Here is a 14,628-nt window from a genome sequence, read left to right on the forward strand (position 1 = left end):
GGCCGGAGGGGCCCGCCGCGCGGTTGCCGCCCCGCGTCACGCGCGTAGCTTCCGCCTCGTGGCCCCTCCCGACCGTCCGCCGGCCGCGCCGCGCGCGGCCGCCACCACGCTGGAGCGGCGGCTCCCGCTGCTCATGACGGGCGTGCTCGGCGCCGGGCTGGCCGCGCTGCTCGCCGTCACCTACGGCACGCTGACGCGCCGCGCCGAGGCGATCACGCGCGGGCAGCTCGGGCAGGCCGCGCGCGAGGTGGGGAACGCGACGCGGCTGCAGATGAAGCAGCGCGAGTACGACTTCCGCATCGCGGCGCGCGACCCGGCCCTCCTCGCCGCGCTGCGCGACGACGCGGGGGAGGGCGCGCACGCCGCCGCCCGCGCGGTGCTCGCCGACCTGCTGGCGCCGCGCGACTCGCTGACGCCGATCGAGCTGTGGGACGCCGCCGGGCGCCCGGTGGCGTCGGCCGGTCGCGCGTTCGGCGCCGCGCCCCCGGCGCCCCCCGCCGCGGCGCCGAGCGCGCCGCAGGGCGACGCGCTGGTGACGACGTCGCTCGGGCACACGGAGGGGGGGCGCGCGCTCTACTGGCACTTCCTCCCCGTGCGGCGCGACGGCGCGGTGGCCGGGTGGATCGCGCAGCCGCACGTGTTCGGCGCGCGCCCCGACGCGGGGCGGCTGCTGCGCGGGCTCACCGGCGAGGAGCTGGCGGCGTACGTCTATAACGCCGACGGCACGGCGTGGACGTCGTTCGACGGGGTGCCGGCCGGGCCGCCGGCGCCCGACGACTCGGGGTGGGGGCGGCGCGCGGGCGTCGGGCGCGTGGCGGTGGTCGCGGCGCGCGTGCCCGAGACGCCGTGGCAGGTGTCGTTCGAGACCCCCGAGGGGTGGATCCGCGCCGAGCCGCGGCGCACGCTCGCGTGGCTGGCGGTGGTGAGCGGCGTCGTGCTGCTCGCGGGCGCGGCGGCGAGCTGGGTGATCGGCCAGCGCATCACGCGCCCGCTGCGCCTGCTCACGCGGGCGGCCGAGGGGCTGGCGTCGGGGACGTACGAGCACCCGGTGCCGACGGGGGCGCGCGACGAGGTGGGGCGGCTGGCGTCGAGCTTCGACGCGATGGCGCGGCAGGTGGTAGCGGCGCGCGCGGAGCTGGAGCAGCGCGCCGAGGACGCGCAGGCGGCCGCCGAGGCGCTGGCGGCGGCCAACGCGCGCCTGCGCCGCATCACCGAGGACGCCGAGCGCGCGCGCGCCGACGCCGACCGCGCCAACCGCGCCAAGGGCGACTTCCTGGCGATGATGTCGCACGAGCTGCGCACCCCGCTCAACGCCATCGGCGGCTACGCGGAGCTGATGGCGATGGGGATCCACGGCCCGGTGACGCCGGCGCAGGAGGACGCGCTCGCGCGCGTGCAGCGCAGCAAGGCGCACCTGCTGACGCTCATCAACGACGTGCTGAACTTCGCGCGCATCGACGCGGGGCAGGTGCGCTACGCGATCGCGGCGGTGCCGCTGGGCGAGTCGCTGGCCGGCGTCGAGGCGCTGGTCGCGCCGCAGGTGCGCGCGCGGCGGCAGACGCTGACCGTCGACGCGTGCGACGGGCGGCTGGCGGTGCGCGCGGACCCCGACAAGCTGCGCCAGCTCGTGCTCAACCTGCTCGGCAACGCGGTCAAGTACACGCCCGAGGGGGGGACGATCACGGTGTCGTGCGACGCCGACCCGGGGCGCGTGCGCGTGCACGTGCGCGACAGCGGCCCCGGGATCGCCCCCGACCGGCTGGCCTCGATCTTCGAGCCGTTCGTGCAGGGGGAGCGCGCGCTCAACCGCCCCGACGAGGGGGTGGGGCTCGGGCTGGCGATCAGCCGCGAGCTGGCGCACGGGATGGGCGGGACGCTGACGGTGGCGAGCGAGGTCGGGCGCGGCTCGACGTTCACCGTCACGCTGGCGCGCGCGGCGGCGCCCGCGGACGTCGCGGGCGCCGCCCCCGCGCTCACGCCCTGAGCGACGCGCGGCGCCGGCGCGCCGCCGCGCCGAGCACGGCGAGCCCGCCGCCGAGCAGCGCGACGGTCGACGGCTCCGGGACGGTGGAGGTCGCGGTCGCGTAGCTCACCCCGGCCGGCAGCTCCACGCGCAGGAAGCTGAACGAGGCGGCGTTGGCGTAGTAGTCGAGCTGGAACGGGTTGACCCCGGCCTGCAGCGCGACGGCGTGGAACAGGCCGTCCGGCTGCCAGTCGTCGTGGAAGCGGTTGATCGCCAGCGTGCCGTTCACGAACAGCGCGAAGCCGTCGTCGTTGAAGACGCGGAGCTGGTAGACGCCGACCGCCGGCGCGACCAGGGCGCCGAGGAAGCGCGCGCTCTCCGAGAAGCCGTCGACGCCGGCACCCGGGCCGCAGATCGCGGCGAGCGACGACGCGCTCGGGAAGTCGATCGCCGAGACGGTGCGCGCGCACGCCGGCGTCAGCCCCGAGAAGTCGGCGCCGGTGAGGGTGCTGAAGGCGGCGGGGTCCGGCGTGCCGGCGTAGTAGGCGACGGCGACCTGCGCGGCGGCGGGGCGGGCGGCGCCCGCGGCGGCGGCGCACGCGAGCAAGACGGCGGCGCCGAGCGCGCGAGGGGACGGGACGGGCATTCGGGGACTCTCCGGCGGGTGGGACGGGGCGCCGCGCGACGGTTCGTGCGGGACGAGCGCGGACGCTACCGGCGTCGGCCGGGGCGGACATGGTGCACCTGCACCACCGGCGCGTCGGGGCTCGGTTGCCCGCCCCCGTCCCGGACGTAGCTTCCCGGCGTGCGCCTCCCCCTCCGCCTCCTCCTGCCGGCCCTCGCGGCCGCGCCCGCGCTCCGCGCGCAGTCCCCGGCGCCGGCGCCGGCCGCCGCGCTCCCGCGCGTCCACGTCGTCGCCACGGGCGGCACGATCGCGTCGACGAACTACTACGGCGGGGAGCAGGGGAAGGTCGGGATCGAGGCGCTGCTGAAGGCGATGCCCGCGCTCGACACGGTGGCGCGGACGTCGGCGCAGCAGTTCGCGAACGTCGCGTCGACGGCCGTCACGCCGGCGATGTGGGTGCAGCTCGCGCGCGCGATCGCCGACACGCTGCGCGCGCGCCCCGACCTGGCCGGCGTCGTGGTCACGCACGGCACCGACACGATGGAGGAGACGGCGTACTTCCTCGACCTCACGGTCGCGGACCCGCGCCCCGTCGTGGTCACCGGCGCGATGCGCCCCGCCGACGGGGTGGGGATCGACGGGCCGGCGAACCTGATGCACGCGCTACGGGTGGCGGCGTCGCCGGCGGCGCGCGGGCGCGGCGCGATGCTCCTGATGAACGACGGGATCCTGGCGGCGCGCGACGCGACCAAGGCGAACGCGGTGCGCCCCGACGCCTTCGAGGCGCCGGCGCGCGGGCTGCTCGGCGTGGCCGACCCCGAGGGGGTCGTGTTCCACCGGCTGCCGCAGCGCGCGCCGCTGTTCGACCTGTCGCGGGTGGCCGAGCTGCCGCGGGTGGACGTCGTGTTCGCGTACCCCGGCGCCGACGGCGCGGCGGTCGACGCGCTGGTGGCCGCCGGGGCGAAGGGGCTGGTGGTCGCCGGCGTCGGCCGCGGCGGGACGCCGGCGGCGATGGGCACGGCGGTCGACCGCGCGCTGCGGCAGGGGGTCGTCGTCGTGAGCGGCACCCGCACCGGCGCCGGCTCCGTCCCCGTCGGCCGCGGCGTGCGCACCCGCGAGGGCGCCGAGGTGCCGGCGACCGTCGGCAGCGGCGACCTGAACGTCCAGAAGGCGCGGGTGCTCCTGATGCTCGCGCTCACGACGACCAACGATCCGCGCGCGGTCGCGCGTATCTTCGCGGAACACCAGTAGGGCGCTGCGGGCCGCGGGCTGCGGGTTCGATCCGCAGTCCGCCGCCCGCAGCCCGCACGGACCTCGGCTCCCCCTCCAGACTCTCCCGATGACTGACCGCCGCGACTTCCTCAAGTCGATGGGCGCCGCGGCGCTCGTCGCCGGCGCCGGGCGCCTCGCGCACGCCGCCCCGCCCCCGCGCCTCGTCGCGCCGACGGCGGGGATCGACACCTTCGCCGCCGACCTGGCGGCCGACGCGCTGCAGGCCGCGACCGAGAACGGCGCGCAGTACGCCGACGCGCGCATCGGGCGCTACCGGCGGCAGGCGATCAGCACGCGCGAGCGGCAGGTCACCGGCGTCAGCGACAGCGAGTCGTACGGGATCGGCGTGCGCGCGCTGGTGAACGGCGCGTGGGGGTTCGCCGGCACGCGCGACATGACGCGCGACGGCGTGCGGAAGGCCGCGCTCGAGGCGACGCGCGCGGCGAAGGCCGCCAGGCGCGCGCAGCGCCGCCCCGTCGAGCTGGCGCCCGTCGCGCCGGTGAAGGGGGCGTGGAAGACGCCGGTGCGCATCGACCCGGTCGAGGTACCGATCGAGGAGAAGGTCGCGCTCCTGCTGGCCGCCAACGAGGCGGCGCTCAAGGTGAAGAACGTGCGCTTCGCGACCAGCGGCGTGGCCGCGCTGCGCGAGGAGAAGACGCTCGCCACCACCGACGGCACCGTCGTCACGCAGACGTTCTACCGCATCGCGCCGTCGTTCACCGCCACGGCCATCGGCGGGAGCGACTTCCAGGCGTACACCGAGGAGCTGGCGCCGCGCGGCTCGGGGTGGGAGTACATCCAGCAGCTCGACATGCCGACCAACGCCGAGAAGTGGGCGGCGCTGGCGGCGGAGAAGCTGACGGCGCGCTCGGTCGAGGTGGGGCGCTACGACCTGATCCTCGACCCGCGCAACCTCTGGCTCACCATCCACGAGAGCGTCGGCCACCCGACGGAGCTCGACCGCGCGATGGGGTACGAGGCCAACTACGCCGGCACGTCGTTCGTCGCGCCGCCGGAGAAGGTGATCGGGAAGCTCAAGTTCGGCTCCGACCTCATGACGATCCGCGCCGACCGCACGACGCCCGAGTCGCTCGCCCGCGTGGCGTGGGACGACGAGGGGGTCCCGGCCGACGAGTGGACGATCATCGACAAGGGGGTCTTCAAGGACTACCAGACGACGCGCGAGCAGGCGGCGTGGATCGCCCCGCTCACCGGCGTGCGGAAGTCGCACGGCTGCTCGTTCGCGCAGTCGTGGAGCGACGTGCCGTTCCAGCGCATGCCGAACGTGTCGCTGGCGGCCAACGAGCGGGACGTCACGCTGAACGACATCATCTCCGCGACCGACCGCGGCATCATGATCACCAACCGCGGCTCGTACTCGATCGACCACCAGCGCTACAACTTCCAGTTCGGCGGGCAGGCGTACTGGGAGATCCGCGGGGGCAAGGTGACGGGGATGGTCAAGGACGTCGCCTACCAGGCGACGACGACGAGCTTCTGGAACTCGCTCGACATGCTGGGCGGGAAGTCCACCTACTTCCTCGGCGGGACCTTCAACGACGGGAAGGGGGAGCCGGGGCAGTCGAACCAGGTGAGCCACGGCTGCCCGGCCGCGCGGTTCAAGAACATCTCCATCATCAACACCGGCCGCGCCGGCTGATCGGAGCCCACACGATGCCGATCCGACTCGACGCGCGCGCCGACCTGCAGGCGATCACGAAGCGCGCCCTCTCGTACAGCACCGCCGACGAGGCCCGCGTGGTGGTGCGCAGCACCTCGACCGGCCAGTCGCGCTTCGCCGGCGGGGAGATCACGACCTCCGGCAGCGCCACCGACCTCACCGTGACGGTGGTGAGCACGGTCGGGAAGCGCCGCGCCTCCGCCTCCACCAACGTCACCGACGACGCGTCGCTCAAGCGCACCGTCGAGCTGAGCGAGCGGCTGGCCAAGCTGTCGCCCGAGGACCCGGAGCTGATGCCGGAGCTGGGGCCGCAGCAGTACGCCGCCGTGAAGGCGTTCGACGCCGGCACGGCGGGGCTGGCCGCCGAGCAGCGCGCCGACGCGGTGTCGAAGCTCATCGCCGCCGCGCGCGCCGCCGACGCGGCGCAGGACCTGTTCGTCGCCGGCTACCTCGAGGCCAACACGCTGCACGGCACCGCCGTGGCGACGTCGAAGGGGCTGTTCGCGTTCCACGAGAGCACCGACGTGAGCCTGAGCTGCACGGTGCGCACCCCCGACGGCACCGGCTCCGGGTGGGCCGCCGGCGGCGCGCGCGAGTGGGCGCAGGTCGACGCCGCCGCGCTCGGCCGCCGCGCCGCGCAGAAGGCGGTCGCGTCGCGCAACCCGCAGGCGATCGAGCCGGGGCGCTACACGGTCATCCTCGAGCCGCAGGCGGTGGGCGACCTGGTGCCGCTGCTCATGCAGGCGTTCAACGCGCGCACCGCCGAGGAGGGGCGCTCGCCCTTCTCCAAGCGCGGCGAGGGGGTGCCGCAGGGCGCCACGATGCTCGGCGAGAAGATCGCCGACCCGCGCGTCACGCTCTTCTCGGACTCCGAGGACCCCGACCTCCGCGGCTCGCCCTTCGAGGGCGACGGGCTGCCGACGCGGCGCCGCGTGTGGATCGAGAACGGCGTGCTCAAGAACCTCGCCTACTCGCGCTACTGGGCGCAGAAGCGCGGGCTGCCGGAGAGCGTGGCGGGGAACGGTGACGGGCTCAAGATGCTCGGCGGCACGCAGTCGCTCGAGGAGCTGATCGCCGGCACCGAGCGCGGCGTGCTCATCACGCACAACTTCTACATCCGCTTCCTCGACCCGCGCTCGGCGAGCTACACCGGGCTGACGCGCGACGGGACGTTCCTGGTGGAGCGCGGGAAGATCACGCGCAGCCTCAAGAACTTCCGCTGGAACGAGAGCCCGCTGCTGATGCTCAACCGGATCGAGGCGATCGGGCGGGCGGAGCGGATCGGGGCGGGGCAGGTGATGCCGTCGCTCAAGGTGCGGGACTTCAACTTCTCGTCGATCTCGGAAGCCGTCTGAGCTGCGGCCGCTGCGCTGCTGCGGGGCTGCGGAAGAGCCACGGCGCCCTTCCGCAGCCCCGCAGCTCCGCAGCCTGCCGTTACGGTCCCGTGACACCCCCGGTACTCGGTCACGGATAGCTTCCCGCCGTGCCGACTCCCGCCCGCCTCCTCGCCGCCGCGCTCCTGCTGCTGGCGGCCGCGCGTCCCGCCGCCGCGCAGACCGACTCGACCAAGGCCGATTCCGCCCGGGCCGGCTCGGCGAAGGCCGCCGAGCGCCCCTGGTACCAGCAGCTGTCGCTGCGCGGCTACGTGCAGGCGCGCTACGCCGCGTTCCGCACGAACGGCGACCTCGAGTGCGCGCAGTGCGACCGCTCGATCCCCTCGGGCGGCGGGATCTTCCTGCGCCGCACCCGCCTCGTCGTCAGCGGCGACGTCACCGACCGGCTGTCGGTCTACCTGCAGCCCGACTTCGCGTCGCAGGCCGGGAGCACCGAGGGGATCCTCCAGCTGCGCGACGTCTACGTCGACGTGGCGCTCGACGCGGCCAAGACGTTCCGGGTGCGCGTGGGGCAGAGCAAGATCCCCTACGGCTGGGAGAACATGCAGTCGAGCGGCACGCGCGTCCCGCTCGACCGCTCCGACGCCATCAACTCGGCGCTCATCAACGAGCGCGACATCGCGGTCATCGGCTACTGGGCGCCGGCGCGCGTGCGGGCGCGGCTGCGCACCCTCGTCGACAGCGGGCTCAAGGGGAGCGGCGACTACGGCGTGATCGGCGTCGGCGTGTTCAACGGGCAGGGGACGAACCGCGGCGAGGAGAACGACCAGCTGCACGCGGTGGCGCGGGCGAGCTACCCGTTCCGGCTCCCCAACGGCCAGTACGTCGAGGTCGGGGTGCAGGGGTACGCGGGGCGCTACGTGCTGATCCCGTCGCTCCGCTCGCCCGGGCTGGCGTCGGCCACGCCGACCGACTTCGCCGACCGGCGCGTGGCGGGGACGTTCGTGCTCTACCCGCAGCCGTTCGGGCTGCAGGCCGAGTGGAACGTCGGGCGCGGCCCCGAGGCCGACCCGGAGACGCGCACGGTGCGCGAGCGGGCGCTCGACGGCGGCTACGTCCTGGCGACCTACCGGGTGAAGGCGGGGAGGGGGACGGTCATCCCGTACGTGCAGGCGCACCGCTACGACGGCGGCAAGAAGTTCGAGCTCGACGCGCGGCGCTACCGGGTGCGCGAGCTGCAGGCCGGCTTCGAATGGGAAGTGGCCGAGGCGATCGAGCTGACGGCGGCCTACCAGTGGTCGGACCGCACCTACGAGGACCTCGGCGACCCCGACAACCGCCAGCACGGGCGGCTGGCGCGGGTGCAGGCCCAGTTCAACTTCTGAGGCCGCTCCCGAGGCCGTCGCGCGGCGGCGCTGGGCCGCGCGGCTAGCCCCAGCGCCCCGGGGTGTCGATACTACCCGGCATGGCCCCGCCCTCCCCGCCCCCCGGCCGCCCCCCGGCGATCGTCGGGGTGATGCGCGGCGTGGGCGAGGTGATCACCGAGGCGGACGACGCCTTCCTCGCGATGGTCGGCTACTCGCGGGCGGACTTCGCGGCGGGGCGGATGAACTGGGCGGCCATGACGCCGCCCGAGTACCTGCACCTCGACGCGGCGGGGATCCGGCAGGCCGCCGAGAGCGGCGGCTTCACGGTGCCGTACCGGAAGGAGTTCGTGCGCCAGGACGGCACGCGCGTGCCGGTGCTGCTGGTGTGCGCCTTCATCCCGGGGACGCGCGGCGCCTGGATGGGGTACGTGGTCGACCTGTCGCCGCCCGAGTCGCGGCGCCCCGAGGCCGCCGACGCGCACGCCCCGCTGGGCGGGGAGCCGCTGCCGCGCGAGTTCTACGACCGGCTGGTGGCGCAGCTGGTGGCGGAGCGCACGCGCACGCAGGCGATGCTCGACGGCGCCGACGCGCTGATCTGGGCGGTGGACGCGCAGTTCCACCTGCTCGCCGCCAACGCGGCGTTCCAGCGCGCGCAGGTGGCGGTGCGCGGGCGCCCGTTCGCGGTCGGCGAGTCGGTGCAGGCGGCGGAGTACGGCGACGCGGTGCTCGAGCAGTGGCGCGCGGTGTACGGGCGCGTGATGGCGGGCGAGCGGGTGGCGCTCGACTCCGAGGCGGGGATCGGCGACGAGACGCGCCACTTCGAGGCGGTGATCTCGCCGATGCTCGACGCGCGGCGCGAGGTCGCGGGCGCGACGGGGGTGGCGCGCGACGTGACCGCGCAGCGCCGCGCCGAGGCCGCGCTGCGCGCCAGCGAGACGCGCTTCCGCGCGCTGGCCGCCGCCTCGCCACTGGGCGTGTTCCAGGTGGACCGCGACGGGGTGCTGCTGTACGCGAACCCGCGGGTGCGCGAGATCTGGCGCATCCCGGAGCCGGAGGAGTTCGCGTCGGCGCGCGTGTTCGGGGCGGTGCACCCGGACGACCGCGCGCGCGCGTACGCGGCCTGGGAGCGCGCGCTCGCCACCGGCGTCGGGGCGGAGCAGGAGTTCCGCCTGCGCCTCGCCGACGGCGCCGAGCGGCACCTGCGGGCGCAGATGGCGCCGCTGCGCGAGGGGGAGCGCGTCACCGGCTTCGTGGGCACGGTCGACGACGACACGGAGCGCCACGCGCTGGAGCAGCGGGTGCGGCAGACCGAGCGCATGGAGTCGCTCGGCACGCTGGCCGGCGGGATCGCGCACGACTTCAACAACATGCTCGGCGTGGTGCTCGGCCACACGGAGGTGGCGCTCGCCGAGTCGGCGGCGCTGGCCGGGGCGAGCGCCGAGCTGCGCGAGTCGCTGGAGGAGGTGCGCACGGCGAGCCTGCGGGCGCGCGACCTGGTGCGCCAGATCCTCACCTTCAGCCGCCGCACCGAGCAGGGGCGGGCGCCGGTGGACCTGCGCGCGCTGACGGTGGAGAGCATGCGGCTGCTGCGCCCGATGCTCCCGGCGAACGTGCGGCTGGAGCTCGCCCTCCCCGACCACGCGGTGACGGTGCTCGGCGACGCCTCGGCGCTGCAGCAGGTGCTGGTGAACCTGGTGACGAACGCCGAGCACGCGATGCGCGCCACCGGCGGCGGGCTGCTGTCGGTGTCGCTGGAGGCGCGGCGCGACGGGGCGCCGCGGGCGCGGCTCGCGGTGCGCGACACGGGGAGCGGGATCGCGCCGGCGGCGCGCGCGCGGCTGTTCGACCCGTTCTTCACCACCAAGCCGACGGGCGAGGGGACGGGGATGGGGCTCGCCGTCGCGCACGGCGTGGTGACGTCGCACGGCGGGTCGATCGCGGTCGAGGAGCCGCCGGGGCGCGGGGCGGCGTTCGTCGTGACGCTCCCGCTGGCGCCGGGCGCGCCGGCCCCCGCCCCCGAGGCCGCGCCGGCGCCGCGCGGGCAGGGGCGCGTGGTGCTGGTGGAGGACGAGCCGGCGCTGGCGCGCTTCGCCACGCAGGCGCTGACGCGCGCCGGCTACGACGTCACCTGCGTGCACGACGGCGAGAGCGCGCTGCGGCTGTTCGACGACGCGGCGCGCGCGGTGGACGTGGTGGTGAGCGACGTGACGATGCCCGGGATGAGCGGCGACCGGCTGGCGCGCGAGCTGCGCCGCCTGCGCCCGACGCTCCCGGTGATCCTCACCACCGGGTTCAGCCACCTCATCACCCCCGAGTCGGTGCACGAGCTCGGGGTGGCGGCGCTGCTGCAGAAGCCGTTCGGCGCGCGCGAGCTGGTGGCGGCGGTGCGCACGGCGCTCGACGCGGCGCCCGGCGCGCCGCCTACCGCGACGTGATCGCGAAGTCGATCAGCACGCCCGACACGAAGCGCGCGGCCACGTCGACGCCGTCCTTCCGGTAGGTCCGGCGCACGAGCGTCAGCGTCCCCTCGCGCGACTCGGCGGCCGTGGCGGCGGGGCCGAGCAGCGCCTCGACCTCCTCGAGGAGCAGCCCCTTGCGGAGCCCGGCGACGCCCGGCGCGGCCGCGGGCTTCGCGGCGGGCGCCGCGCCCGAGGCGGCGGCGCCCTCGAAGTCGACGTACGCGGCCAGGGCGCGCGTCACCCCGTCGGGCGTCAGCGCCTCGGCGGGCAGCCCGCCGCGGTAGCGCACGTTGAAGCGGCTCCCCGCCTCGGCGCGCCGCGCCCGCAGCAGCGTCTCGCGCGCGACGTTGGCCTGCTGCGCCTCGGCGGCGGCGCGCGCGTTCTCGCGCTCGCGCGCCGCGCGCAGGGCGTCGAGGTCGCGCTGCAGCCGCGTGCGCAGCGCGCGGTCGCCGGTGGACTTCACCGAGTCGCGCAGCGCCCGCTCGGCCCGCGACTCGCCCACCGCGGCGGGGGTGACGTCGGAGCCCGACCAGTCGCCGAGCGTGCCGTAGCCGCCGCCGCCGAGCTGGAACTCGACGTGCGAGTTCTTCTTGACGACGACCTTGGTGACCATGACGCGCTGCCCGATGCGGAGCGCGGGGCCGAACTCCTTGAGCCGCTCCGCGACCTCGCGCGCGTCGAGCGGCGCCCCGTCCTGCGGGTACACGTCGACGCCGCGGCTGGTGGCGGGCATGTCGAGGCGCACGGTGACGGTGCGCCCCTCGAACGCGCGGCGCAGCGCGGCCTCGTCCTGCGCGGCGGCGGGGGCCGCGACGAGGAGGGCCAGGAGGATGCCGAGGGTCGGTCGCATGGACCACGATGCGGGCGCGCGGGGGCGGGCGCATGGGTCGGGCAACCCCTGAAAAGCATTCGACAGGATTGACAGGAAACCGGGGGAAAGACTGTAGCCTCGAGTCTTTCCCCCGGTTTCCTGTCAATCCTGTCTGAAGCTCTTGCCGAGCACCCGCCCCCTCGCCTCGTCGGAGGTCAGCACCTCGTGCACCTCGAAGGCGACCAGATCCTCCCACGCGGCGATCCACGCGTCGAGCTGCGCGCGATCGTCCCCCTCCATCACCTGCCAGCACGTCGCGAGATCCTCGCTCACCCACGATGCGACGTAGCGCAGGCCGTCGGGGGCGAGGCGGCCGCGCTCGGCGAAGCGGCGGTAGACGGGCGCGGGGTCGCCGTCGCGGAAGCGCTCGACGATCAGCCAGCGCACGTGCCGAGCTCGCGCAGCAGGGCGTACAGCCCGTCGGGGTAGAGCGGCGGGCCGCCGGGGGCGAAGGTCGCGAGCGGCATCCAGCGGGCCTCGAAGCGGACGCCGTTCGACTCGACGCCGAGCAGCGGGGCGCGGTCGTAGAGCGTCGGGTCGGCGAGGCGGGCGTCGAAGACGAAGACGATCTCGTGCCCCGGCGCCCCCTCGTACGTGAAGACGTTCTCCAGCACGCCCAGGCGGCGCACGTCGGCCACCTCGACGCCGACCTCCTCGCGCAGCTCGCGGACGACCGCGTCGGCGGCCCGCTCGCCGAACTCGATCTCGCCGCCGAGCGGGCCGTAGAAGGTCTCCCCCTTCACCGCGTCGGTCGCGGCGTTGACGAGGATCGCGTCGCCGCGCGCGCAGACGCAGACGGCCTTGGGGCGGACGCGCGCGGTCACGGCCCGTCGGCGGCGGCGAGCACCAGCGCGCCCGGGACGACGAAGATCAGGAAGAACGGGTTCCAGCCGCCGGTGGCGAGCGCGTACACGCCGAACGCGGCGTAGGCGGCGCCGAGCACGCGCAGCGCGCGCATCGACGGCGCGGCCCCGCGCAGCCGCTCGGCGAACGCCCAGCAGGCCAGCACGCCGAAGGCGAGGATCATCGCGCCGCCGAACAGCCAGCCGATGCGCACCCCCGCCACGAGGTCGGCGGGCGCGCCGGCGGCGACGAGCTGCCCGCGCATGCCCGGCCAGCCGAGGAGGGAGTGCATCGCGGCGCTGGCGAGCAGCACGACGCCGGCGGCGAGGCCGAGCGCGGGGCGGAGGCGGGACACGGCGGGCGGCGGGAGGGGGGCCGGCGGGGGAGGGACGGTGACGATGGCGCCGCGGATGGCGCCGCGCCAGCCGGCGGCGCAGAATGGGGCCGCACCCCTTCACCGGAGACGGAGCGATGGACGAGCGCGCGCGGCGCGGCGCCGGCGGCACCCCGGGCGGCATCGGCGAGTTCCTGCTCGGCGCCGCGCTCGCGGTGGCCGGCGGCTGGCTGCTCACCAACCAGGTGACGGTGAGCAGCGGCTACTGGCAGCTGTGGGGGATGAGCGCGTTCGGGCTGTCGCTGCTCCCGCTGCTGCTCGGCATCGGGCTGCTGTTCTTCGACGGGCGGTCGGCGTGGGGGTGGGTGCTGACCGCCGGCGGCGCGGTGATCATCCTGACCGGCATCGTCACCAACCTGCACGTCTACTTCCGCCCGACGAGCCTCTTCAACACGCTGGTCATGCTCGGGCTGCTGGCCGCGGGCGTGGGGCTGATCGCGCGGTCGCTGCGCGCGCATTGAGGCGCCGCTGCCGGATGGGGAGCAGGAAGAGGTAGATCCCCGTCACCCAGAGCCCGAGCACGACCACGGCCACCGGCAGGAAGACCCACGTCTTCGCGGCGTCGGCGAAGAACGAGCCGTCGTGCAGCTGCTCGATCAGGTCGGAGCGGCGGTAGGCCGTCTGCAGCACCGCGCCGGTGGCGGCGTCGAGCTGCACCTCCCAGCGCGAGTGGCCGATCACCTTGATCAGCTTCTTGCCGGGGCGCACGTCGACGCGGTCGACGTCGTCCCACGTGCGGATCCCGGCCTCGGGGACCGCCTGCACGCGCGCCAGGACGTCGGGGAGCGTCAGCGCGGGCGCGCCCGTGCCGCGGTGCTCGGGCGGCTGCACCCACGTCACCTGCTTCTTCACCTGCAGGAGCAGGCCGGTGCAGAGCACGAGCAGGAACGGGAGCGCGATCGCCGCCGAGCCCCAGCGGTGCAGCTTGCGGTTCCAGACGCGAGGGTTCGGCATGCGGCCAGGCTATTCCGGTGGGGGTTCGAGCGCCGCGAGCACGGCGGCGGTGCCGGCGCCGTCGGGGAGGGTGCGCAGCACCGCGAGCAGGGTGAGGACGTCGACGCCCACCGCCGCGTCGTCGTCGGCGCCGTCGTCGTCGCCGAGGAGCGCGGCGTCGAGCGCGTCCCAGTCGGCGCCGACGCGCGCCATCTCGTCGTCGATCGCCGCCATCGCCTCCTCGACGCGGTCGGCGAAGTCGTCGCGCGGCGCGGTCACGGGCGCCGCGCCACGTCGCGCTCGAAGCAGTGGAAGGGGAGCGGGCGGCGCGGGAAGCGCACCTGCCCCGCCTCGTGGTAGCCGCGCCTGCGGTACAGCGCGGCCGACCCGGGGTTCCCCGTGTACGCGTCGAGGCGCACGCTCGCGTAGCCGTGGCGCGCCGCCAGCGCCTCGACGTGCGCCATGAGCGCGGAGCCGATGCCGCCCCCCTGCACGTCGGGGTCGACGACGAGGCGGTGCACCACCAGCGCGGGCTCGGCGCCCCGCCACGGGACGTCGGCGTACGCCGCGTCCTGCCGCCCGTCGGCGGCCACCGCGCCGACCACGCGCCCGGCGCGGCGCGCCACGAACAGCGTCCCCGCCGCGACGTCGGCCGCGACGTCGGCGCGCGTCGGGTAGACGGCGTCCCACTGCGGCACCCCGGCGGCGGCGAGGGCGTCGCGGCAGCGCGCGATCACCCCGAACGCCGCGTCGACGTCGGTCGCGTCGGCGCGCCGCACCTCGAGGTCGGGGGCGGGGACCGCGTCGTCGGGCCACGCCGCGTCGACGGCCTCGCGCAGCGCGCGGGCGCGGGCGGCGAGCGCGCCCACGGGCGACCAGCTCGCGC

At 75.9% G+C, this 14,628-nt stretch carries 15 protein-coding genes; 7 read left to right on the forward strand and 8 right to left on the reverse strand.

The genetic code is table 11. From position 1 onward, the window contains the following. The first annotated feature begins 58 nt into the window (after positions 1–58). Positions 59–1,984: a HAMP domain-containing sensor histidine kinase gene (locus PYV61_RS01710; protein WP_275827649.1), complete on the forward strand. Its 1,926-nt coding sequence runs from the start codon at positions 59–61 to the stop codon at positions 1,982–1,984. Here PYV61_RS01710 and PYV61_RS01715 read toward each other — a convergent pair. Further along, on the reverse strand, positions 1,974–2,609 hold the full coding sequence (locus PYV61_RS01715) for a PEP-CTERM sorting domain-containing protein (RefSeq protein WP_275827651.1): 636 nt from the start codon (positions 2,607–2,609) through the stop codon (positions 1,974–1,976). The genes PYV61_RS01710 and PYV61_RS01715 overlap by 11 nt on opposite strands. 159 nt (positions 2,610–2,768) lie before the next feature. On the opposite strand from PYV61_RS01715, the gene PYV61_RS01720 reads away from it, so the two are divergent. The 5 genes from PYV61_RS01720 (at position 2,769) to PYV61_RS01740 (ending at position 10,677) form a co-directional block, all read left to right on the forward strand. After that, the gene (locus tag PYV61_RS01720) at positions 2,769–3,839 is read left to right on the forward strand and encodes an asparaginase (protein ID WP_275827653.1); all 1,071 of its coding nucleotides are present in this window, start codon (positions 2,769–2,771) and stop codon (positions 3,837–3,839) included. A gap of 88 nt (positions 3,840–3,927) precedes the next feature. Beyond that, entirely contained in the window at positions 3,928–5,520 is a 1,593-nt protein-coding gene (locus PYV61_RS01725; RefSeq protein WP_275827655.1) for a TldD/PmbA family protein, read from the forward strand. A gap of 14 nt (positions 5,521–5,534) precedes the next feature. Beyond that, positions 5,535–6,896: a TldD/PmbA family protein gene (locus tag PYV61_RS01730; protein WP_275827657.1), complete on the forward strand. Its 1,362-nt coding sequence runs from the start codon at positions 5,535–5,537 to the stop codon at positions 6,894–6,896. A 128-nt stretch (positions 6,897–7,024) separates the two neighbouring features. Next, entirely contained in the window at positions 7,025–8,260 is a 1,236-nt protein-coding gene (locus PYV61_RS01735) for a porin (RefSeq protein WP_275827659.1), read from the forward strand. Positions 8,261–8,340: 80 nt separating this feature from the next. Beyond that, positions 8,341–10,677, forward strand: a complete 2,337-nt coding sequence (locus PYV61_RS01740; RefSeq protein WP_275827662.1) for a PAS domain S-box protein — start codon at positions 8,341–8,343, stop codon at positions 10,675–10,677. On the opposite strand, the gene PYV61_RS01745 is transcribed toward PYV61_RS01740, so the two are convergent. The 4 genes from PYV61_RS01745 to PYV61_RS01760 form a co-directional block, all read right to left on the reverse strand. Further along, positions 10,664–11,551 carry a hypothetical protein gene (locus PYV61_RS01745; protein ID WP_275827664.1) on the reverse strand — a complete coding sequence of 296 codons (888 nt, stop codon included), beginning with the start codon at positions 11,549–11,551 and terminating at the stop codon, positions 10,664–10,666. The genes PYV61_RS01740 and PYV61_RS01745 overlap by 14 nt on opposite strands. A 123-nt stretch (positions 11,552–11,674) precedes the next feature. Beyond that, a complete protein-coding gene (locus tag PYV61_RS01750; RefSeq protein WP_275827666.1) occupies positions 11,675–11,959 on the reverse strand; it encodes a DUF3303 family protein in 285 nt (94 codons plus the stop codon). Beyond that, positions 11,947–12,396: an NUDIX hydrolase gene (locus tag PYV61_RS01755; protein ID WP_275827668.1), complete on the reverse strand. Its 450-nt coding sequence runs from the start codon at positions 12,394–12,396 to the stop codon at positions 11,947–11,949. Before PYV61_RS01755 ends, PYV61_RS01750 begins: the two co-directional genes overlap by 13 nt. Next, the gene (locus PYV61_RS01760) at positions 12,393–12,770 is read right to left on the reverse strand and encodes a hypothetical protein (RefSeq protein ID WP_275827670.1); all 378 of its coding nucleotides are present in this window, start codon (positions 12,768–12,770) and stop codon (positions 12,393–12,395) included. Before PYV61_RS01760 ends, PYV61_RS01755 begins: the two co-directional genes overlap by 4 nt. Positions 12,771–12,886: 116 nt before the next feature. On the opposite strand from PYV61_RS01760, the gene PYV61_RS01765 reads away from it, so the two are divergent. Beyond that, positions 12,887–13,270, forward strand: a complete 384-nt coding sequence (locus tag PYV61_RS01765; protein ID WP_275827672.1) for a hypothetical protein — start codon at positions 12,887–12,889, stop codon at positions 13,268–13,270. Here PYV61_RS01765 and PYV61_RS01770 read toward each other — a convergent pair. The 3 genes from PYV61_RS01770 to PYV61_RS01780 all read right to left on the reverse strand — a co-directional run. Next, positions 13,209–13,763: a PepSY domain-containing protein gene (locus PYV61_RS01770; RefSeq protein ID WP_275827674.1), complete on the reverse strand. Its 555-nt coding sequence runs from the start codon at positions 13,761–13,763 to the stop codon at positions 13,209–13,211. The genes PYV61_RS01765 and PYV61_RS01770 overlap by 62 nt on opposite strands. A gap of 9 nt (positions 13,764–13,772) precedes the next feature. After that, a complete protein-coding gene (locus tag PYV61_RS01775) occupies positions 13,773–14,021 on the reverse strand; it encodes a hypothetical protein (RefSeq protein ID WP_275827676.1) in 249 nt (82 codons plus the stop codon). Further along, the coding region (locus PYV61_RS01780; protein WP_275827678.1) for a GNAT family N-acetyltransferase at positions 14,018–14,628 on the reverse strand (611 nt) is incomplete at its 5' end. The genes PYV61_RS01775 and PYV61_RS01780, both read right to left, overlap by 4 nt.

It is taken from the genome of Roseisolibacter sp. H3M3-2 (genome assembly GCF_029211165.1).
Classification (GTDB): domain Bacteria; phylum Gemmatimonadota; class Gemmatimonadetes; order Gemmatimonadales; family Gemmatimonadaceae; genus Roseisolibacter.

Coding starts and splice junctions, on each gene's coding strand:
- PYV61_RS01715 (WP_275827651.1), bottom strand. CDS start 2,609: ATGCCCGTCCCGTCCCCTCGCGCGCTCGGCGCCGCCGTCTTGCTCGCG.
- PYV61_RS01725 (WP_275827655.1), top strand. CDS start 3,928: ATGACTGACCGCCGCGACTTCCTCAAGTCGATGGGCGCCGCGGCGCTC.
- PYV61_RS01730 (WP_275827657.1), top strand. CDS start 5,535: ATGCCGATCCGACTCGACGCGCGCGCCGACCTGCAGGCGATCACGAAG.
- PYV61_RS01740 (WP_275827662.1), top strand. CDS start 8,341: ATGGCCCCGCCCTCCCCGCCCCCCGGCCGCCCCCCGGCGATCGTCGGG.
- PYV61_RS01745 (WP_275827664.1), bottom strand. CDS start 11,551: ATGCGACCGACCCTCGGCATCCTCCTGGCCCTCCTCGTCGCGGCCCCC.
- PYV61_RS01765 (WP_275827672.1), top strand. CDS start 12,887: ATGGACGAGCGCGCGCGGCGCGGCGCCGGCGGCACCCCGGGCGGCATC.
- PYV61_RS01770 (WP_275827674.1), bottom strand. CDS start 13,763: ATGCCGAACCCTCGCGTCTGGAACCGCAAGCTGCACCGCTGGGGCTCG.